Below are 21,113 nucleotides of genomic sequence, written 5' to 3' on the forward strand. Positions count from 1 at the left end.
TCCGTGGAGCGGCCAGTCGATGACACCGGACGATGAGGAACGCAAGGCGCTGACCCGGTTGCTGCGCGAGATCGAGCGGCCCCACGCCAGCCTGCTGGCCAGCAACTGGCCGGTGTTCGGCGTGTGGCTGCTGTTTTCCGGGGCCTTCATGTATCTGTTCCAGACCGGCAGCGGCTCGCCGTTGCATCCGTTGACGTTGGCGCTGGGCTCGACCTGTCTGGGCGTGTTCGGTGCCTGGATCGTGTTGCGCTCGGTGTGGGCGCGGCAGTGGCTGCACCTGCGCGAGCACGTCGATGTGGAGAGCGTGCGCGCGCGCCTGGCCGAACTGGGCGACTGAACACGACGCGCAGCACCACTGCGCGCCGATCGGCGCGTGCGATGGATTGCGCGCAGGCCAGATCAAATCGTTTGCGTGCTGCGTGCTGCCAACTGCGCACGCCCGATCGCTTCTGCCAGCCGCTCGAAGGACCGCTGGTCGCAGGCCATCTTCGGCCTGCGCGTATCCGGCCCATCCGCCGATGACCTGCGGCTGGTTGCAGCGGCAACCGATCACCAACCCACCGGCCCTGCGGCGATGTCCGGCACCGCCTGGCGCAGATCGGCCCCGAAACCGGACTTTGTCACGGTCCCCGGATCGACATCGCCACAGCACGCCCGGCCCCATAAACACCGTACTCGCTAGCGCATCGGCGCCGCTCGTCGCGCCCGGATGCCACACGTTCAGACCGCCAGATACTGCAGTGCCCTGCACGGCGGCGCCCATCACCACGGGGTTGCCATTCGCGTTGCCATTGGCGTGGCGGCGCGCCCGTGTTCGCGGCGCGCCTGCATAACCCAAGGCAGTCAGGTCATTGCCAACGGCCATTTCGTTGGCCGCATCCGACCGGACATTGTCGATGTCCGGCGCGCGCTGCGCGGGTAGTGCCATCGCAGCGGGCCACCCGTCGGAGTGCATGGCGGAGTTGCGCCGCTGGCGCATCGTGACTTCAAGAGCAGGCCCTTCGCTCGAACCCCCGGAGAACGCAATGACTTCCTCACTTCGACGTGCGGGCACGTCAGCGGCCGCGTCCTAGATGCCGGCCATCGATTCCCAGCGCGCCGCCTGGCTGGCGACGCAGGTCCTGCCGCACGAGCCGGCGCTGCGGCGCTGGCTGCGCAAGCATGCCCCCGGCAACGTCGATTGCGACGACGTCATCCAGGAGACCTACGCCATCCTGGCCGGGCTGGGCGAGGTGGGTCATATCGCCAATCCGCGCGCCTATCTGTTCACCGCTGCGCAGTCGGTGCTACTGCAGCAGGTGCGCCGCGCCAGGATCGTGTCGATCGAGAGCGTGGCGGAAATCGAGCGCCTGGACATCACACAGGACGAGCGCTCACCCGAGCGCCACGCCATTGCCGGTCAGGAGCTGCGCCGCATCGGCGAAGCGCTGGCGGCACTGCCGGACAAATGCCGCCAGGTGTTTCTGCTGCGCAAGGTCGACGGCCTGTCGCAGCGCGAGATCGCCGCGCGGCTCGGAATCAGCGAGAACACCGTGGAAAAACACATCGTGAAGGGATTGCGTCTGCTGATGGCACGCATGGGCCGCACGCCCGCATCGGCACCGGCCGCGGGCCACGCCGCGCCGGCCACGCGCCTGGCCGATCCGCAGCGCGGCAGCTGAGCATGCGCAGCATCGACGACATTGCCGCCGCCTGGGTGGGACGCGAGGACCGCGACCCGCTCACGCCGGCCGAGCGCGTGCAGCGCGACCGCTGGCTGGCCGAAGACGTGCGCCATCGCGGCGCCTATGCACGGGCGCACGCGGTGCATCTGCATTTCGATCGTGCGCGCGCGCTGGGGCAGGGCTTTGCCGCGGAAGCGACGTATTCGCGGCGCACGCACCGACGCGGCAGGTGGCTGGCCGCACTTGCCGCCTGCATGGTCGCTGCGGCCACCGGCATGCTGGCATTGCAGCCCGCCGTCCCCGACACTGGCGCGCCCGGCAGCGGCCATCACCTCACCCGCATCGGCGAGGTGTTGCGCCTGCCGTTGGCAGACGGCTCGGCGGTGACGCTGAATTCCGGCTCGGAAGTGGTGGTGGAGTTCAGCGCCGACCGTCGCCAGATCCAGTTGCTGCGTGGCGAGGCCTTGTTCGACGTGGCCAAGGACCGTCATCGTCCGTTCGTGGTGATGGCGGCCGGCGCGGAAGTGCGCGCGGTCGGCACCAGTTTCAGCGTGCGTCGGCGGCAGGACGATGCGGTCAAGGTCGTCGTGCGCGAAGGCACCGTCGAAGTGGAGGCCGACCGGCGCACACCGCAGCGGGTGGCCGCCAACATGCTGGCCATGGTCAGCCCGACGCAGGCGGTGCAGGTGCAGCCGCTGCCAGCACGGCGCGTGCAGCAGTTGCTGGTCTGGCGCGAGGGAATGATCGCCTTCGACGGCGACACCTTGGCGCAGGCCGCGGCCGAATTCGCCCGCTACAACGACATGCGCATCCTGATCGACGACCCCGCGGTGGCGCGGCGCACCGTGGTCGGCCTGTATTCGGCCAACGATCCGGAAGGCTTCGCACGCTCCGTTGCGCTGAGCATGGGCCTGCAGATCGAACACACCCGTGGCGGCATCCACTTGCGCGGCGCGCTCGCGCAGTGAGGTGCACCGCTGCACGTCACCACCCGCGATGTCGATGGCGGAAAAGCGGCGGCCACGCATCCAACAGACAGGGGGCCACACAGCAACGGTGACGACGACCGGACAGCGGCGCACGCGCGCCAGCGGAGAGCAGTGATGCAGGCAGCAAGCAGGCGTTTGAGCAAGGCCATCGGCACGGCCGTGGCGACGATGGCAGCGGGAGCGGCCTTGGCAGCCTCGCCGCAGGGGCGCACGTTCTCGCTCCCCGAGAGCAATGCGGTGGTGGCGTTGCCGGAATTTGCGCGGCAGGCCGGCGTGCAGATCGTGGCACCCGGCGAATACCTGCAGCAGGTACGCACGCCGGCGGTGCAGGGCACGCTGGAATCGCGCGTGGCATTGCGGCAGTTGCTGGCCGGCACCGGACTGAGCGTGGTTCAAGACGATGGCGAACGCATCACGCTGGCCTCGGCGCAGCCGATGACGGCCGCGTTGCACGGATATCCCGCCGTGGGCTACGCACAGGTGGACGCATCCGCACCGACGCCACCAGCCGCTGCACCGCCAGCCGATGCCGCAGTCGGCAACCTGGATGCGGTGGTGGTCACCGGCGCACGCGGCGTGCAGCGCACCGTCACCGAAAGCCCCACCCCGATCGATGTGATCGGCGCGGCGGAACTGGAAAAGACCGGTCGCCCGGGCCTGCTGTCGGCGCTCAACGATCTGGTGCCCTCGTTCAATGCACCGGCCAAATCCGGCAACGGCACCTCGTATGTGATCGCCACCGGCGGGCTGCGCGGGCTCAATCCGGATCACACCCTGGTGCTGGTCAACGGCAAGCGCCGCCACCGCACCGCCAGCATCAACATCGCCGGCATCGTCGGGCGCGGTTCGGTGCCGGTGGACATGAGCCTGATCCCGGTCTCGGCGGTGGATCACATCGAGGTGCTGCGCGACGGCGCCGCCGCGCAGTACGGCTCGGACGCAATCGCCGGCGTCATCAACATCCTGCTCAAGTCCGATGCCGAGGGTGGCAAGGCCGACCTGCTGTGGGGCCAGAACATCGACCGCGCCGATGGCGACAGCAGCAGCGCCAGCATCGGCAAGGGGCTGGCGCTGGGCAGCGACGGCTTCGTCTATCTGGCCGCCGACGCCAGGTACCAGCAGAGCTCCAATCGCGCAGTACCGGTGGCCGACGATTACCGGCTGTACTACCCGGTCAACGGCCAGCCGGACCCGCGCGAGGCCACCGCCAACCGCCTGATCACGCGCAACTTCGGCCAGCCCTGGCAGAAGGGCGCCAACCTGTCCTACAACGCCGAACTGGGCCTGGGCGGCGAGCTGCGTGGGTATTCCTACGCCACCTACAGCCGCCGCCTGAGCGACCTGGAATGGTCGTTCCGCAATCCCAACGCCAACAACACCCTGCAGGAGATCTATCCGGACGGGTACAGCCCGCGCCTGCGCATCGACGAGACCGATTACGAGTTCACCGCCGGCATCAAGGGCCTGTGGGGCCAGTGGGATTGGGACCTGGCCACCAGCTACGGCAGCAACGCCTCCGAACGCGACGGCCTGCACACGCTCAACGCCAGCCTGGGGCCGACCAGCCCCACCGCGTTCTATCTCGGCCAGCTGACCTCCACCGACTGGACCACCAGCCTGGACATCACCCGCGGCCTGCAACTGGCCGAGCGCCCGCTGCAGGTGTCGTTGGGTGTGCAGCATCGCTACGAAAAATACGAGATCCAGGCCGGCGAGCAGGCGGCCTACGCGGCCGGCAGCTACGTGTTCCCGGCCGGGCATCCGCGTGCCGGGCAGGCGCCGCCGCCCGGCGCGCAGGGCGCGATCACCTTTCAGCCCGACGAAGCCGGCAGCCTGGATCGCAACAGCGGCGCGGCCTATGTCGACCTGACCTGGGACGTGGCCGACAGCGTGTCGCTGGGCCTGGCCGGACGCTACGAGCGCTTCGATGATTCGGCCGGCGACACCGCGGTGGGCAAGTTCACCGCGCGCTGGGCCATCACCCCGACCTTCGCGCTGCGTGGCGCGGCCAGCACCGGCTTCCGCGCGCCGGCCCTGGCGCAGGCCCTGTACGCGGCCACCAACAGCAGCTGGCGCACGCTGGACAACGGCGACCGCGAGCTGTTCCTGGCCAAGACGCTGCCGGTGGATTCCCCCGCCGCGCTGGCACTGGGGGCCGAACCGCTGAAGCCGGAGGAATCCACCAATGCCAGCATCGGCTTCACCTACAACCCCACGCGCGCGCTCAGCCTCACCGTGGATGCCTACCGCATCGATCTGGACGACCGCATCGGCATGACCGGCTACATCACCGGTGCGGCGATCACCGACCTGCTCACCCGCGCCGGCGTGTCCGGCGTCGACAGCGCGCAGTACTTCACCAACGCCATCGACACCCGCACTGAAGGCGTGGACGTGGTGGCGACCTGGCGCATGGAGGCCGGCGACTGGGGCCGGGTCAACTGGAACCTGGGCTACAACTACAACACCACCGAGATCACCCGCATCGCCGACAACCCGTCCGCACTGGACTCGCTGGGCGCCGGCTACGAACTGTTCGACCGTGCCTCGCGCGGCTACCTGTCGCGCACCCCGCGCAGCAAGCTGCTGCTGGGCGGCAATTGGGTGATCGGCGACTTCGCGCTCAACGTGCGCGTCAACCGCTTCGGCAGCTTCGACGTGCTGGAAAACAACCCGGCCAACGACGAACACGTGCCGGCCAAATGGATCACCGATCTGGAAGCGTCCTACGCACTGTCCGGGCGCATCACCTGGACGCTCGGCGCCAACAACCTGTTCAACCAATACCCGAACAACATCGGTGCGGTCGCCAGCACCGGCAGCGGTTTCTATGTGACCAGCGTGCCGTACGGCTTCACCGGCGGGTCCTACTACACCAAGTTGACCTACACCTTTTGAGGAGTGACCCAGTGCCGCGACTTTCTTCGATGCGGGCGCATGCGCGCAGCGCTTCCATCTGCGCAGGGCTGTTGATCGCGTTGGCGTGTGTCCCGCTGGCGGCGCTTGCCGGCGCCGGCAAGGACACCGGCGAGATCCTGTGGGACCGCTACGGCGTGCCGCATGTCTATGCCAGGACCGAAGCCGGCACCTTCTACGGTTTCGGTTGGGCGCAGACCCATAGCCATGGCAATCTGCTGCTGCATCTGTATGGCGAAGCGCGCGGCCGCGCCGCCGAATACTGGGGCGAGAAGTACGCCGAACAGGATCGCTGGCTGGTCAGCAACGCTGTCTACCCACGCGCGCAGCAGTGGTACCGGCAGCAGGCCCCGGGCTTTCGTGCCGACCTGGACGCCTTCGCGCAAGGCATCAACGCCTACGCGGCCGCACATCCGGAGGCCCTGGACGCCAACGTCAAGGTGGTGCTGCCGATCACCGGCGTGGACGTGGTGGCGCACGCGCACCGGCTGATGAATTACGTCTACATCGCCTCGCCGGCCAAGGTGCTGGGCGAAGCGCCCAAGGACGGCCAGGCCCGCGATGGCTCCAATGCCTGGGCGCTGATGCCGAGCAAGACCCGCGACGGCCATGCCATGCTGCTGGCCAACCCGCACCTGCCCTGGGGCAGCGGCTTTTTCACCTATTACGAAGCGCATCTCAACGGACCGGGCGTGGATCTGTACGGCGCCACCCAGGTCGGCCTGCCGATCCTGCGTTTCGGCTTCAACAAGCAACTGGGTTTCACCAATACGGTGAACACGCTGCTGGGCCAGACCACCTACAAACTCACGCTGTCGGGCGAGGGTTATCTGCTGGACGGCAAGGTGCTGCCGTTCAAGCGGGAGACCAGAACGCTGAAGATCCGTCAGGCCGATGGCGCGCTGAAAACCCAGACGCTGGACGTGCGGCAGTCGGTGCACGGCCCGGTGTTCGAACGCTACGACGGCAGTACCGTGGCGCTGCGCGTGGCTGGCCTGGATCGCCCCGACATGCTCAAGCAGTACTGGGACATGGGCAAGGCGCAGGACTTTGCGCAGTTCCAGCGCGCGCTCAAGCAGCTGCAGGTGCCGATGTTCAACATCGTCTATGCCGACAACGCCGGCAACGTGCTGTTCCTGGACAACGGCATCCTGCCCAGGCATGCGCAAGGCGATCTGAAGTACTGGAGCGGCCTGGTGCCCGGCGATACCGCGTCCACGCTATGGAGCGATGTGCACAGCTACGACGAGCTGCCCAAGGTGATCAATCCGGCCGGCGGTTTCGTGCAGAACACCAACGACCCGCCGTGGCTGGCGAGCTGGCCGCGCGCGCTGGACCCCAGCGCATTTCCGGCCTATGTCGCCCCAACCGGGCCGATGTCGTTGCGCGCGCAGAACTCGGTGAAGATGCTGGCCGAGCACGACAGCATCGACTTCGACCAGCTGGTGGCACTCAAGCGCACCGCACAGGCGCTGGCGGCCGATCGCACGTTGCCGCAGCTGTACGCCGCAGCCGCAGACAGCACCGATCCGGACATTGTCGCTGCGGTCGACGTGCTCAAGGCCTGGGACCGCCACTTCGAAGCCGACAGCCGCGGCGCGTTGTTGTTCGAGGAATGGGCGCGCCTGTTCACCGGCGATGCGCGCTACCTCTCGCAGGCCGGTTATGCCACGCCGTGGTCGCTGGACGCGCCGCTGACCACACCCAGCGGCCTGAAGGACCCGGCGCTGGCGCTGCGCCGACTCAAGCAGGCCGTCGCCAGCACCAAGAAGACCTATGGCGCCATCGACCGGCCGTATGGCGAGGTGTCGCGCTTCCACCTGGGCGCTGTCGATGTGCCCGGGCGCGGCGGTTTCGGCAATCTCGGTGCGTTCGATGTGATCACCTGGAACCCGCCCAATACCGATGGCCAACGCCTGCCGCAGCACGGCGAAACCTGGGTCTCGCTGGTGGAGTTTTCCACGCCGCTCAAGGCCAAGGGCCTGATGAGCTACGGCAATGCCAGCCAGCCTGGTTCGGCGCACATCAGCGACCAGCTGCCACTGCTGTCCAAGGGCGAGTTCCGCACCTTGTGGACCACCCGCGAGCAGGTCGAACAGCACCTGGAATCGCGCACCGACTTCTGATGCCCAGCTCCCGACGATCGCCCGACGCCAAGCAGCTACCCGACAGCACCGCCCACTATCCCAGCCTCCAAGGACACCGCCCATGCGCACCTTTCTGACCGCCGCCCTGTTCGCCGTCTCGGCGTTGACTGCCACGTTCGCCGCATCGGCGGCCGATCCGCACGACGGCGCCTGGACCCTGGTGGAATCCAAATCCAACTGGAGCGACGGCAAATTTCCCAAGGGCATGCGGCTGACCATCAACGTGCAGTTCTCCGACAACCGCATCGAGTACCACTCCATCAACACCACCCGCCCGGACACGCCGTACAAGGTCGATTACGTCACCACGCTGGACGGCAAACCCAGCCCGCTCAACGAGCAGGCGCGCTTCAACCAGATCGCGGTGAGCAAGACCGGCGCCGACACCTACCAGATCCTCAAGATGAAGGACGACGACGTGATCGTCGGCGAGTTCTGGACGTTCTCTGCAGATGGCAAGACGCTGATCCGCAATGGGGTGGGCAAGTCGCCGGAAGGCAAATCCAAGGCCTATCACGAGTTCTTCGAACGCAAGTGAGCGCCGGGGCGTGGTCGGCGACGACGCCCCGGACCACGCAGGCGAACCTCCTGATCGTGCAGCGGCTGAGGCCAGCGCGGCTATGATCGATACACCCCCAACTTCTGCGAGCTGCCATGACCCTGCATCGCCTGTGCACCGCCATCGTGCTGAGTCTGGCCGTGGCCGCACCCAGCCACGCGCTGGAGTTTTCCAGGGCCGAACTGGCGCGCGCCACCGCTCTGCAACAGCGGCTGGTCACGCTGGATTCGCATCTGGACACGCCGGCCAATCTGGAGCGCCCCGACTTCGACGTCCTGCAGGCGCATGCCGGCAACCGGCTGTCGCAGGTGGATTACCCGCGCATGGTCGAAGGCGCGCTGGATGGCGGCTTCTGGGCGGTCTACACCGGGCAGGGCGATCGCAGTGCGGCCGCGCACCTGGACGATCGCGATGCCGGCCTGCAGCGGTTGTTGAAGATCCACACGCTGCTGGCCGCGCAACCGCAGCGCTTCGCCTTCGCCACCACGCCGGCCGATGCCGCGCGCATCAAGGCCGCTGGCAAGCGCGTGGTGTACATCAGCATGGAAAATGCCAGCCCGTTGGTGGCCGACCCCACGCTGCTGCGGTTCTATTACGCGCAAGGCCTGCGCCTGATGAGCACCGTGCATTTTCTCAACAACGAATTCGCCGACTCGGCCACCGATCCCAAGGGACCGGAATGGAAGGGCCTGAGTCCGGCCGGCAAGCAGCTGGTGCAGCAGGCGCAGGCATTGGGCATCGTGATCGATCAATCGCATGCCTCCGATGCGGTGTTCGACCAATTGATCGCGCTGTCGCCGGTGCCGATCGTGCTCTCGCACAGCGGCGCGCGTGCGGTGTTCGACCATCCGCGCAATATCGACGACGCGCGGCTGAAGGTGCTGGCCGCACACGGCGGGGTGATCCAGGTGAATTCCTATGGCGGCTACCTGGTCGACAGCGGCGCCAGCCCCGAGCGCAAGGCCGCCGAGAAGGCGCTGACCGAGCAATACGGCGGCTGGGAGCACATCAAGATCGCCGACGGCACCGCCCTGAGCGCCGCGCTCAAGGACCTGGATGCGCGCTACCCGATCAAGCGCGCCACCGAGGAGGATTTCTTCGCCCATCTGGAGCATGTGCTCAAGGTGGTCGGACCCGAGCACGTGGGCATCGGCATGGACTGGGACGGCGGCGGTGGCGTGGTCGGCCTGGAAGACGTCTCCGACCTGCCGCGCATCACCGCCTGGTTGCTGCGCAAGGGCTACACCGAGCCGCAGATCGCCGGCATCTGGGGCGGCAACCTGCTGCGGGTGATGGGGCAGGCGCAGGCGTATGCGGCGGGGAATGGGGAATCGGGAGTGGGGAGGTAGTGCTGGGATTGGGCAGTCGGGAGTCGGGATTCGCAAAGGCGAGACGGTCTGTCGTGCGTGCGCTCCGAGTCCGGCGTATGGCTCGCGTGCCTCCTGGGGAAGTTGGGCATTTGCACAAAAACTAGCGCCGATCTGCCATGGACTGGCAGCAGGCTGACGATGCTTCCGGGAAAAAGCACCAACTAGAATGCGCCGACCCCTGTGTGGCGTCGGTGCCAACGCACTGCGCACCGGTGGGCTTACCCACTGCTGGAGCGTGCGATGACCCAAGCCTCCCGGCCTCTGCCGCCCTCCGACGGCCTGGGCCCGACCTACCGCAGGATCCTGTGGCGGCTGATCCCGTTCCTGTTCGTCTGCTACCTGTTCAACTACCTGGACCGGGTCAATGTCGGCTTTGCCAAGCTGCAGATGCTGGGCGACCTGGGCATGAGCGAGACCGTGTATGGATTGGGCGCGGGCATCTTCTTCATCGGCTACCTGGCCTGCGGGGTGCCGAGCAACCTGATCCTGCAGCGCATCGGTGCGCGCCGCTGGGTGGCGATCATGATGGTCAGCTGGGGCCTGCTGTCGACCTGCCTGATGTTCGTGCGCACGCCGGCCGGCTTCTACACCCTGCGCCTGCTCACCGGCGCGGCCGAGGCCGGCTTCTTCCCCGGCATCGTGCTGTACCTGACGCGCTGGTTCCCGCGCGCCCAGCATGGCCGGGTCATGACCGTCTTCATGTCGGCCATTCCGATCTCCGGGGTGCTGGGCGGGCCGTTGTCGGGCTGGATCCTCAGCCATTTCTCGGCCGGGCAGGGCGGTCTGGCCGGCTGGCAATGGATGTTCCTGCTGCAGGGCCTGCCCACGGTGCTGTTGGGCATCGGGGTGTGGTTCCTGCTCAGCGATGGCGTGCAGCAGGCGCGCTGGCTGGACCCGCAGGAGAAGCAGGCACTGACCCGCGCGCTGGCCGCCGACGAAGCAGGCAAGCCGGCCAGCGCCTCCACCTCGCTGGGCGCGGTGCTGCGCAACCCGGCGGTATGGCTGCTGGGCACGGTGTACTTCTGCATCCAGAGCGGGGTGTATGCGATCAACTTCTGGCTGCCGTCGATCATCCAGGGCAGCGGTGTCACCGACCCGACCCGGATCGGCCTGATGAGCGCCATCCCGTACCTGGCCGCGGCGGTGTTCATGGTGCTGATGGGCCGCTCGGCCGACCGCCGCGGCGAGCGCCGCTGGCACCTGGTGATCCCGTTGCTGATGGGCGCGGCGGGGCTGTGCATCGCCGCCAGCGTCACCGACAACCTCGCGCTGGCCCTGTTCGGCATGACCCTGGCCACGATGGGCGCGGTCAGCGGCTTGCCGCTGTTCTGGCCGCTGACCAACGGCTTTCTCACCGCCGCCGCGGCGGCCGGCGGGCTGGCGCTGATCAATTCCACCGGCCAGGTTGCCGGCTTCGTCAGCCCGTACCTGGTGGGCTGGATCAAGGACGCCACCCACAGCACCGAGCTGGCGCTGTACGTGCTGGCCGGGGCCATGCTGCTGGGCGCGGCGCTGGTGCTGCGGGTGCCGGCACGCGCGGTGAACCAGTGATGCGTCCGTCCCAGCGAGTGTGCCCATGAAGATCGTCATCGCCCCCGATTCCTACAAGGAAAGCCTGTCCGCGCTGGAGGTGGCCACCCAGATCGAGGCCGGCTTCCGCGAGGTGTTCCCCGACTGGCAGTACCGCAAGGTGCCGGTCGCCGATGGCGGCGAAGGCACGGTCGACGCCCTGGTGGCGGCCACCGGCGGGCGGGTGATCGCCTGCACGGTCAGCGGCCCGCTCGGCACCCCGGTGCAGGCGTTCTTCGGCCTGACCGGCGACGGCCGCACCGCAGTGATCGAAATGGCCGCCGCCAGCGGCCTGGCGCTGGTGCCGCCGGCCGAGCGCGCGCCGCTGCGCACCAGCACTGCAGGCGTGGGCGAGTTGATCCTGGCCGCGCTGGATGCCGGCGCGCGGCGCTTCATCATCGGCATCGGCGGCAGTGCCACCAACGACGGCGGCGCCGGCCTGGCGCAGGCCCTGGGCGTGCGGTTGCTGGATGCGCGCGGCGAGGCGATCGGCCCCGGCGGCGGCGCGCTGGCGGCGCTGGCCCGCATCGAGACCGACGGCCTGGACGTTCGCCTGCAGGACTGCCACTTCGAAGTGGCCTGCGATGTGGACAACCCACTGATCGGCCCGACCGGTGCCTCGGCGGTGTTCGGCCCGCAGAAGGGCGCCACGCCCAGCATGGTGCGCCAGCTCGACAGCAACCTGCAGCGCTATGCCGATGTGCTGCAACGCGACCTGGGCGTGCGCCTGCACGACCTGCCCGGTGGCGGTGCGGCCGGCGGCCTGGGCGCGGCGCTGGTGGCGTACCTGGGCGCGCAGTTGCGGCCCGGCGTGGACATCGTGGCGCAGGCGCTGGGGCTGGATGCGCTGGTCGCCCAGGCCGATCTGGTCATCACCGGCGAAGGCCGTCTCGACAGCCAGAGCCTGCACGGCAAGACCCCGGTGGGCGTGGCGCGGCTGGCGCAGCGGCACGGCAAGCCGGTGATCGCCATCGCCGGTTGCCTGGGCAACGGCGCCGCGCGGCTGCATGGGCACGGCATCGCTGCGATGTTTGCGGTGGTGCACCGCGCCTGCACGGTGGAGCAGGCGCTGGCCGAAGCCGCCAGCAACGTGCGCATCGCCGCACGCAACGTGGCGGCGACATTGCAGGTGGGGCAGACGATGGCGCGTACGTCGGGAGGCGCTGACCAGCAGTGATGGCCGCACGCAGCTGCCTCGCACAGATCCTGCTGCTGCAGAGCGGCGTGCGTTGCATGGCTGCCGCATGAGGGCATGGCCCACGCAGCGCGGCGCGTCGGCCGAAAGGACAAGGTAACCACGTCGTTGCCTGCAGCCTCGGACGCGCACTGCCGTGCGGGCGGATGAGCGCAGCGTGCCGGTGGCGTGCCCGGTTCACGGCCCGGACGCCGCGCAACCGCAGCATGGCCGCGACGCGCGCTCATCGGCGCGCCTTGGCGTCATGCTTGGCGACGTGCATGCCGACCATGGCACCGCAGCCTCCCTCACCCCGTCAACAGACCCCAGCCCATGCTCACGCTCGACCGCACCCTGGCGCAGTCCATCGTCGACCGCGCGATGACCATCATCGACGGCAACGTCAATGTGATGGACCACACCGGCGTCATCATCGCCAGCGGCGAGCCGGCACGCCTCGGCCAGCTGCACGAAGGCGCGCTGCTGGTGCTGTCCAGGCAGGGCCGGGTGGAGATCGATGCGGCGCTGGCCCGGCAGCTGGACGCGGTGCGCCCGGGCGTCAACCTGCCGCTGATCGCCGATGGCCGCATCGTCGGCTGCGTCGGGCTGACCGGCGACCCGCAGCGGATCGGGCAACAGGCCGAACTGGTGCGCATGGCCGCCGAAGCGATGCTGGAACAGGCCGGCCTGCTGCGCCTGCTGGCCCGCGATGCGCGCCTGCGCGAGGAAGTCACGCTCGGCCTGATCCGCGCCGACGGACCGACCCCGGCACTGGCCGGCTGGGCCGAACGGCTCGGCATCGCGCTGGACCTGCCGCGCGTGGCGGCCGTGATCGAACTGGAAAGCGACACCCTCGACCTGGACGCCATGCTGGTGGAACTGCAGCGCCTGCACACGCTGCTGGCCACGCCCGAGCGCGGCAACCTGATCGCCGCCACCGCGCTCAACGAACTGGTGGTGCTCAAGCCCGCGCTGGACCGCCGCGGCCACTGGGACGTGGGCGAACAACGCCGTCGCGCGCATACCTTGCTCGAGCGCATGCGTGCCAGCAGCCCGCTGCGCATCCGCCTCGCGCTGGGGCAGTACTTCCCGCAGTCCAACGGGCTGGCGCTGTCGCACCAGATCGCGCGTACCACCATGCGCATCGGCAAGGCGCGCGCGCCGCAGGCCGACGCGTTCTTCTACGACGACCATCGCCTGCCGGTGCTGGTGGACGACCTGCGCCAGGCCTGGCAGGCCGACGAATTGCGCAAGCCGCTGCAGGCACTGCTGGCACAGGACCGGCGCGGCGACCTGTTGAAGACCTTGTCGGTCTGGTTCGGCGCCGGCATGCGCATGGCGCCCACCGCCAAGGCACTGGCCATCCACCGCAATACGCTGGATTACCGCATGCAGCGCATCGCAGGACTCTGCGGCGTGGACCTGGGCAACACCGACGACTGCGTGCGCCTGTACCTGGCCCTGCAGATGGACGACACCAGCGCCTCCAGCGGCGCCGACCCCGCCGCCTAGGGCGCCGCCTAGTGCGCCGACGCGCCGGTGCCGCCGGGCAGGCCGCAGCGCCGGCGCACACCCCATCCTGTGTCGCGGCGCACGAAACCAGCGTCAGGCAGGTATGCCCGGTCCGCTAGACTGAGCGGATTGTCAGGGGAACAAGCGAGCATTCCGTTGAGCCACTGCGACACCGTCGCGTCATCCACTTCCCGCGAAACCGATCGGCTGTCGCGTCTGGCGCTGTTGCAGATCGTCGATACCGATGCCGAGCCGTTCTTCGATGCGTTGGCCGCCGCCGCGCAGGCGATTGCCGGCACGCCGATCGCGCTGGTGTCGTTGGTGGACGAGCATCGTCAATGGTGGAAGGCCAATATCGGCCTGCCCGGCGCCAGCGAAACCCCACGCGAGCTCGCGTTCTGCACCCACGCCATCGAGGACGATGCGGTGATGGAAGTACGCAATGCGCCGGCCGATCCGCGCTTTTGCGACAACACGCTGGTCACCGATGCGCCGGGGATCCGTTATTACGCCGGCGCGCCGATCGTGTTGTCCGACGGCCTGCGCATGGGCACGGTGTGCGTGATCGACCAGCGCCCGCGCGCGCTGGAGCCGGCGCAACTGGCCGCCTTGCAGCAGCTGGCCAGGGTCGCCGCCGAAGGGCTGGAGCAGCGCCGGCTGATGCTGGAGCGCGAAGCTGCCAACGCACAGCTGCAGCAGCGCCTGCGTGAGAGCGAAGCGTTTCTGGAACGCACTGGCCGGGTCGCCGGTGTCGGCGGCTGGGAGGTGGATGTGGCTAGCGGCGTGCTGACCTGGTCGGACCAGACCTGCCGGCTGCACGATCTGCCGCCCGGCTACCGGCCGACCCTGGCCGAGGGGATCGGCTTCTATCCGCTGGATGCACGCGCGGTGATCACCGAGGCGGTGGACAGCTGCGTGCGCGACGGCACGCCCTGGGACCTGGAACTGCCGCTGGTCAGCGCCACCGGGCGGCGGCTGTGGGTGCACAGCACCGGTTCGATGGAGCATGTGGATGGGCGCATCCGCCTGATCGGCGCGATCCAGGACGTCACCGACCGCCATCGCGCGGTGGATGCGCTGGCTGCCAGCGAGCGCAAGTTCCGCAACATGTTCCAGTACAGCCTGGGCCTGATCTGCACCCACGAGATGGATGGCCGGCTGATCAGCATCAATCCGGCCGCGGCGCGCTCGCTGGGCCGCAGCGTGGACGACATGGAAGGGCGCTCGTTGCTGGAATTCATCCGCCCCGAGCTGCACGCCGCCTTCCAGGGCTATCTGTCGCGGATGGTGCTCGACGGCCAGGACGCCGGCGTGATCGAGCTGGTCGCCAGCGATGGCAGCCTGCGCCACTGGCAGTACCGCAACGTGCTGGACGTGGAGGCCGACGCCACCGTCGTGCTGGCGCACGCCCAGGACATCACCAACCAGTACCAGCAGGAGAAGCAGCTGCTGGAATGGTCGTTCACCGACCCGCTCACCAACTGCTACAACCGCCGTTTCCTGGACGAACTGGACAAGCGCGACCCCAGCGTGCGCTGGGGCTGCATCGTGGTGGATCTGGACAAGTTCAAGCTGGTCAACGACACCCACGGCCACCAGCGCGGCGATGAAGTGCTGGTGCAGATGGCCTGGTTCCTCAACCAGCCGTTGCGCACCCAGGACCGTCTGGTCCGCCTGGGCGGCGACGAGTTCCTGGTGCTGCTGCATCAACCCACCCAGTCGCAGCTGGCGGCATTGGCGCGCGACTACGTGGCCGCCACCGACGACGCCCCGATCCAGTTCACCCTGGGCACCGCCCTGCGCCACGACGGCGAGGCGCTGGCGGCAGTGGTCGATCGCGCCGACCGTTCGCTGTACGCGCTGCGCCGGGCGCGCCGCGGCACCGGTGCCAGCGACCAGCGCGAGTGAGGCGCGCGGCGGCCTGCAAGCGGCCACGGCTGAAGCTGATCGGCGGCTGACCCTCCGCGTCCGACCGGTGCCGAAGGACGTGCCGATGAATACGCGATCGCCTATCATGTAATCGTTTTCAACTACATGGTTTGGAATGGATACCTTCGATCGCACCCAGCTCAGTCCCAAGTGGCAGTTCCGTTTCGATTTCTTCGACCGTCACGGTGGCCCCAAAGACCCCAGTTACAAGAACGCACTGAAGACCCTGAGCTTTGGCGAGAAGGTCAAGGTCGGCATGAACTTCTATGCCTTCTTCTTCGGCGTCATCTATTTCTTCATCATCGGCCTGTGGCGCAAGGCGTTGAGCCTGATCGGCATCAGCGTCGTGGTGAGCATCGTGGCCTCGTTCCTGCCGGCCGCGTTTCAGAACGTGCTGTGGCTGCCGCTGTCGTTGTTGACCGGCATGATCGCCAACTACGCCTACTACCTGGACAAGGTGAAGGGCAGCACCAGCTGGAACCCGTTCGAGGGCATGCGCTGGATCTGAAGCAACTGCGTCACCGGCGCGTCGGCCCCTCCCGCCGCCACGCCAGCGTCGCCAGGCCCGGTCACTGACCGGGCTTTTTTTATGGGCCATCAAGCCCCGTGGACCAAGCCCCTCTCCCCCCGGGGCGATAAGGCACGGCTTGCGCGCCACTGGCGCGCGTGCCTGGGAGCGCCCGCGCTGCTAGCGCGGGCCGGAGCGGGGGGCGGGGTGAGGGTTCGGCCCCCGACGCGCAACACGCCCAAGAGCGCCACCTTCAACCAACCGCACGCAGCGCAGACGAATCAATCCCGAGCCAACTCATCCGTCAGTGCCTCTGACACGCTTCAGAATGGCAGTACCTGAAGCGCGCAACAGATCGCCTCAAAACGTCTAAAACACCCGCAAAACTGCCAGCATCCGCACACTTGCTGCGCCGCAGTGTGCAGCAAGCGGTCGAGAATGCTTAATCTTTGCCGACACATGGCCCATGACCGCATCGAATTTAGATCGATCCAAACAAGCCAGGTCGTGCGCGAAATCGCGCTGCCGGTCGCCGTTTGAACGCGGTCGTTGTGCGTCGATCGCTGCGTGGTGCAGCGATCGGCATGGATCCCCACCTGCGGCTTCGGTCGCCCTCTCCTCCGAGGTGTCTTGCATGCTCTCCGCAGTCTGGTCCGATCGTTCCGTTTCGCAGGGCGCTCCGGCGCCGTTCTGGCGCCGCGCCGCCGCCGGCCTGTGCCTGCTCGGCATGGCGGTGTCCGCGCCGCTGGCCGCGCAGGACCCGGCGCAGGTCAACACCTTCATCGGCAGCAAGGACGACGGCAACACCTTCCCCGGTGCCTCGGCCCCGTTCGGCCTGGTCCAGGTCAGCCCGATCGGCGCACACTACGCCGGCTGGCGCTACGACGACCCCAGCATCCGCGGCTTCGGCCATTCGTTCCTGTCCGGGGCCGGCTGCTGGGAGCAGGGCGGGCAGGTCTCGGTGCTGCCGGTCACCGGCCGCATCGGCCCGGGCGGCGACTTCGACACCGCCGATGCCAAGGCCTTCGACCAGAAGCGCTATGCCGCCCGCTACACCCATGACGGCGAGGTGGGCCAGGCCGGCTACTACAAGGTGCGGCTGACCGACTACGGCGGCATCGACGCCGAAGCCACCGCGCTCACCCGCGCCGCCGCCGAGCGCTACAGCTTCGCGCCCGGCGCCGACACCGGCCATGTGCTGGTCAACCTCGGCCAGGCCAACGACCGCCACGTGGTGATCGGCAGCCAGCTGCAGGTGGTCGGCGACCGTGTGGTCGAAGGCAAACTCACCACGCAGAGCTTCTGCGGCGGCCACGAATACACCACCTGGTTCCGGCTGGAATTCGACCGCCCGTTTACCGCGCACGGTGTCTGGGGCGAAGACGGCGGCGTGCCCGGCGCGCGCCACGGCATGGGCGGCGAACTCAAGCCCAACGGCGCCTGGCTCAGCTTCCCGCTGGGCAAGAACAAGACCGCGCGCGCAGTGACCGTGGTCAGCGCCATCTCGCATGTGGATGCCGAAGGCGCGCGCAACAACCTGCGCGCCGACGGCATGCAGGGCGGCAAGCTGCTGGGCCTGGAGCAGATGCGCCAGCGCGCGCAACAGGCCTGGCGCAGGGAACTGGCCGGCATGCAGCTGGCCGGCGCCAGCGCCGACGATCGCACGGTGGCCTACACCGCGCTGTATCACGCGCTGCTGCAGCCGCTGACCGGAAGCGATGCCGATGGCCGCTATCGCGGCTTTGACGATGCGATCCACCATGCCGAGGGCTGGACCTACTACGAGTACTTCTCGCTGTGGGACACCTATCGCTCGCAGAACCAGCTGCTGGCCTTGCTGCAGCCGGCGCGCGCGCGCGACATCGGTCGCTCGCTGTTGGCCATCCACCAGCAAGGCGGCTGGCTGCCGCGCTGGGGGTACGCCAATTACGACACCAACATCATGACCGGCGACCCGGTGACGCCCTTCATGGTCGACCTGTGGCGCTTCGGCGCGCTGCAGGGCAGTGAAACCGAGGCCTACGCCGCGCTGCGCCAGAACGCCTTCGGCCAGCCGCCCATCAATTCGCGCCACGCCGGGCGCTCGGGCAACGCCAGCTACCTGGCCAACGGCTACGTGCAATACGACCGTGCCTTCCCCTCCAAGGGCATGGACGTGGACCCGCACCACGGCGGCTCGGCCACGCTGGAATACGCGCTGGCCGACTGCGCGCTGGCGCAGATGGCGCAGGCGCTCGGCCACCCCGACGACAGCGCGCTGCTACGCAGACGCGGCGGCAACTGGCACAACGTCTGGGACGCCGGCGTGCGCGATGCCGACACCGGCTTCAGCGGCTTTCCGCGCCCGCGGCTGGAAGACGGCAGCTGGTATGCCCCCTCGGACGATCACTACAGCCCACGCTCGCAGCATGGCTTCCACGAAGGCACCGCCTGGCAATACCAGTGGCTGGTGCAGCAGGACATCCCCGGCATGCTGCAGGCCATGCATGGCAGCGAGCAGGCCGGCAAACGCCTGGATGCGTTCTTTGCCTACGACGACCTGCTCAAGGACCCGCTCAACGCCGCGCGCACGCACTGGGTGGTCGGCCCGTACAGCTACTACAACCAGTACCGCTACAACCCCAACAACGAACCGGACCTGCACGCCCCGTGGATGTACACGTTGATCGGCCAGCCGTGGAAGACCGCCACCGTGGTGCGCGCCGCCCAGCAGCTGTTCACCAACGCGCCCAATGGCGTCACCGGCAACGACGACCTCGGCACGATGTCGGCCTGGTACCTGTTCAGTGCCCTGGGCCTGTATCCGGCGGTGCCGGGCAGCGGGCAGTTCCTGCTGCATGCCCCGCGCTTCAAGCGGGTCACGCTGGCGCTGGGCAACGGCAAGCGCCTGCGTATCGACACCCCCGGCGCCGACGGCCGCGCGCTGCAATACGTGGACAGCGTGCGTTTCAATGGGCAACCGCAGCGGCAGGTGTTCCTGGACTGGGCCCAGCTGCAGCAGGGCGGCACGCTGTCGTTTGCACTAAGCAAGCAGGCGCCGACCCAGGGCTGGGGCACGCAACCAGAGGCATTGCCTGCCTCGTTCTGCGCCACGCCTGCGGCGGCACCGTGATTCAAGCGCCGGTACCGCGAGCGCGGGCCGGCGCGCAGCCTGAAAGCAAGGGCACAGCTCGCATGTGCTGATCCATTCTTGAAGGCGCGTGGCGACGCGTTCGTCATCGCTGGCACCTGCCGGGTGTCCGAGGCGCCCCTCATCCGCCCCGCGAGCCCCTTCTCCCGCTGGGAGAAGGGCACACTCCCGCTGGGAGAAGGAACTATCCCACCTTCGCCAACCGGCTATTGCGCCGGCCATAGGCCACATACACCACCACGCCCAGCGCGTTCCAGGCCAGGAACCACCCCTGCGTCGTGCTTGGCAGACTCCAGAACAGATACAGGCAGCCCAGGATCGCCACCGGCCCCACCACCCATGCCAGCGGCGTCCGGAAGGAGCGCGCACGCGTGGGCTCGCGCACGCGCAGCACCAGCAGGCACGCCGCCACCGCAGTGAACGCCGCCAGGGTCCCGGCATTAGCCAATGCGGCAATTTCATCCAGGCGTGCCACGCCCGCCAACGCCGCCACCAGCACCGCCGTGAACAGGGTGATCGCCACCGGCGTGCCGGTGCGGGCATTGACCTTGGACAGGCCACGCGGCAACAGGCCATCGCGCGACATCACGAAGAAGATGCGGCTCTGCCCATACAGGAACGCCAGCAACACCGTCGGCAGCGCGATGATCGCCACCGCACCGATGACCAGCGCCGCCTTGCCGTGGCCGAGTTCGCGCATGATCAGCGCCAACGGCTCCGGGCTTTTGCCGAACACGGTGAAGCTCATCGCGCCCACCGCCGACAACGCCACCAGCACATAGATCAGCGTGCAGCCGATCATCGAGCCGACGATGCCGATCGACAGATCGCGCCCCGGGTTCTTGGTCTCTTCGGCCGCGGTGGAGATCGCATCGAAGCCATAGAACGCGAAGAAGATGATCGCCGCCGCGGCCATCACCCCGCGCTCCACGCCATCGGCACCTTCGGTCTTGGGAAAGCCATACGGCATGAACGGCTGCAGGTTGGCGCTGTCGAACGCCGGCAACGCAATCGCCACGAACACGCCCAGCGCCACGATCTTCAGCACCACCAGCACCGCGTTGAGGGTGGCGCTTTCCTTGGTGCCGGCCATCAGCATGCCGGCGACCAGGAAGGTGATCACCACCGCCGGCAGGTTGACGATGCCGCCGGCATGCGGCCCGGCCACCAGGGCATGCGGCAGGTTGACCCCCAACCACTGCAGGAAGCCGACGAAATAGCCCGACCAGCCCACCGCCACCGTGCTCACCACCAGCGAGTATTCCAGCACCAGGCTCCAGCCCACCACCCAGGCGATGCTCTCGCCAAGCGCGGTGTAACTGTAGGTGTAGGCGCTGCCGGCAGCCGGCATCATCGTGGCCATCTCCGCATACGCCAGCGCCGCACAGGCGCACACGATGCCGGCCGCCACGAACGACAACAGCACCGCCGGGCCGGCCTTGTCCGCGCCCACGCCGATCAAGGTGTAGATGCCGGTGCCGACGATCGCGCCGATGCCCAGCGCGACCAGATGCGGCCAACTCAGGCTGCGGACCAGCTGCCGGCCGGCCTCGTGCACGGTGACCTGATCGATGGATTTGCGCCTGAGCCAAGACGACATGCGGACCTCGCGGGAACAAAAGAAGGCGCGAGTGTCGCCCAACGCG

At 68.3% G+C, this 21,113-nt stretch carries 14 protein-coding genes; 13 read left to right on the plus strand and 1 reads right to left on the minus strand.

Going from position 1 to position 21,113, the window contains the following annotated elements; translation table 11 throughout:
• Positions 1 to 19 precede the first annotated feature (19 nt).
• The 13 genes from EO139_RS04090 (at position 20) to EO139_RS04155 (ending at position 19,449) form a co-directional block, all read left to right on the plus strand.
• Positions 20 to 337 (plus strand): hypothetical protein, encoded by a 318-nt coding sequence (locus tag EO139_RS04090; protein ID WP_104585914.1) that lies wholly within the window; start codon positions 20 to 22, stop codon positions 335 to 337.
• Positions 338 to 1,073: 736 nt separating this feature from the next.
• Positions 1,074 to 1,661 carry an RNA polymerase sigma factor gene (locus EO139_RS04100; protein ID WP_104585912.1) on the plus strand — a complete coding sequence of 196 codons (588 nt, stop codon included), beginning with the start codon at positions 1,074 to 1,076 and terminating at the stop codon, positions 1,659 to 1,661.
• A gap of 2 nt (positions 1,662 to 1,663) precedes the next feature.
• On the plus strand, positions 1,664 to 2,632 hold the full coding sequence (locus EO139_RS04105; RefSeq protein WP_126969413.1) for a FecR domain-containing protein: 969 nt from the start codon (positions 1,664 to 1,666) through the stop codon (positions 2,630 to 2,632).
• A gap of 156 nt (positions 2,633 to 2,788) precedes the next feature.
• Positions 2,789 to 5,551: a TonB-dependent receptor gene (locus EO139_RS04110; protein WP_206515055.1), complete on the plus strand. Its 2,763-nt coding sequence runs from the start codon at positions 2,789 to 2,791 to the stop codon at positions 5,549 to 5,551.
• A gap of 11 nt (positions 5,552 to 5,562) precedes the next feature.
• Complete coding sequence (locus EO139_RS04115; protein WP_241235908.1) at positions 5,563 to 7,695, plus strand: acylase; 2,133 nt, start codon at positions 5,563 to 5,565, stop codon at positions 7,693 to 7,695.
• 82 nt (positions 7,696 to 7,777) lie between these two features.
• A complete protein-coding gene (locus EO139_RS04120; protein WP_126943771.1) occupies positions 7,778 to 8,254 on the plus strand; it encodes a hypothetical protein in 477 nt (158 codons plus the stop codon).
• 116 nt (positions 8,255 to 8,370) lie between these two features.
• On the plus strand, positions 8,371 to 9,624 hold the full coding sequence (locus EO139_RS04125; RefSeq protein ID WP_126943774.1) for a dipeptidase: 1,254 nt from the start codon (positions 8,371 to 8,373) through the stop codon (positions 9,622 to 9,624).
• Between the two features lie 261 nt (positions 9,625 to 9,885).
• A complete protein-coding gene (locus EO139_RS04130; RefSeq protein WP_164739722.1) occupies positions 9,886 to 11,196 on the plus strand; it encodes an MFS transporter in 1,311 nt (436 codons plus the stop codon).
• Positions 11,197 to 11,221: 25 nt separating this feature from the next.
• Positions 11,222 to 12,391, plus strand: coding sequence for a glycerate kinase (locus EO139_RS04135; protein ID WP_126969417.1), 1,170 nt, complete (start codon positions 11,222 to 11,224; stop codon positions 12,389 to 12,391).
• Between the two features lie 330 nt (positions 12,392 to 12,721).
• A complete protein-coding gene (locus tag EO139_RS04140; RefSeq protein ID WP_126969419.1) occupies positions 12,722 to 13,900 on the plus strand; it encodes a sugar diacid recognition domain-containing protein in 1,179 nt (392 codons plus the stop codon).
• Between the two features lie 156 nt (positions 13,901 to 14,056).
• Positions 14,057 to 15,808: a diguanylate cyclase gene (locus tag EO139_RS04145; RefSeq protein WP_126969422.1), complete on the plus strand. Its 1,752-nt coding sequence runs from the start codon at positions 14,057 to 14,059 to the stop codon at positions 15,806 to 15,808.
• A 136-nt stretch (positions 15,809 to 15,944) separates the two neighbouring features.
• On the plus strand, positions 15,945 to 16,337 hold the full coding sequence (locus EO139_RS04150) for a DUF2628 domain-containing protein (protein ID WP_016902101.1): 393 nt from the start codon (positions 15,945 to 15,947) through the stop codon (positions 16,335 to 16,337).
• A gap of 634 nt (positions 16,338 to 16,971) precedes the next feature.
• Positions 16,972 to 19,449 carry a GH92 family glycosyl hydrolase gene (locus EO139_RS04155; RefSeq protein ID WP_126969424.1) on the plus strand — a complete coding sequence of 826 codons (2,478 nt, stop codon included), beginning with the start codon at positions 16,972 to 16,974 and terminating at the stop codon, positions 19,447 to 19,449.
• 202 nt (positions 19,450 to 19,651) lie between these two features.
• Here the strand turns inward: EO139_RS04155 and EO139_RS04160 are convergent, their stop codons facing one another.
• Positions 19,652 to 21,067 (minus strand): amino acid permease, encoded by a 1,416-nt coding sequence (locus EO139_RS04160; protein ID WP_119129964.1) that lies wholly within the window; start codon positions 21,065 to 21,067, stop codon positions 19,652 to 19,654.
• Positions 21,068 to 21,113: the final 46 nt, after the last annotated feature.

Origin of the sequence: Xanthomonas sp. BRIP62411 (genome assembly GCF_003993525.1) — a bacterium.
In the GTDB taxonomy this organism is placed as follows: domain Bacteria; phylum Pseudomonadota; class Gammaproteobacteria; order Xanthomonadales; family Xanthomonadaceae; genus Xanthomonas; species Xanthomonas euroxanthea.

Bases quoted from the DNA above. Each gene is read 5' to 3' on its own strand.
- EO139_RS04090 (WP_104585914.1), top strand. From the start codon at position 20: ATGACACCGGACGATGAGGAACGCAAGGCGCTGACCCGGTTGCTGCGC.
- EO139_RS04100 (WP_104585912.1), top strand. From the start codon at position 1,074: ATGCCGGCCATCGATTCCCAGCGCGCCGCCTGGCTGGCGACGCAGGTC.
- EO139_RS04105 (WP_126969413.1), top strand. From the start codon at position 1,664: ATGCGCAGCATCGACGACATTGCCGCCGCCTGGGTGGGACGCGAGGAC.
- EO139_RS04120 (WP_126943771.1), top strand. From the start codon at position 7,778: ATGCGCACCTTTCTGACCGCCGCCCTGTTCGCCGTCTCGGCGTTGACT.
- EO139_RS04125 (WP_126943774.1), top strand. From the start codon at position 8,371: ATGACCCTGCATCGCCTGTGCACCGCCATCGTGCTGAGTCTGGCCGTG.
- EO139_RS04130 (WP_164739722.1), top strand. From the start codon at position 9,886: ATGACCCAAGCCTCCCGGCCTCTGCCGCCCTCCGACGGCCTGGGCCCG.
- EO139_RS04135 (WP_126969417.1), top strand. From the start codon at position 11,222: ATGAAGATCGTCATCGCCCCCGATTCCTACAAGGAAAGCCTGTCCGCG.
- EO139_RS04140 (WP_126969419.1), top strand. From the start codon at position 12,722: ATGCTCACGCTCGACCGCACCCTGGCGCAGTCCATCGTCGACCGCGCG.
- EO139_RS04150 (WP_016902101.1), top strand. From the start codon at position 15,945: ATGGATACCTTCGATCGCACCCAGCTCAGTCCCAAGTGGCAGTTCCGT.
- EO139_RS04155 (WP_126969424.1), top strand. From the start codon at position 16,972: ATGCTCTCCGCAGTCTGGTCCGATCGTTCCGTTTCGCAGGGCGCTCCG.
- EO139_RS04160 (WP_119129964.1), bottom strand. From the start codon at position 21,067: ATGTCGTCTTGGCTCAGGCGCAAATCCATCGATCAGGTCACCGTGCAC.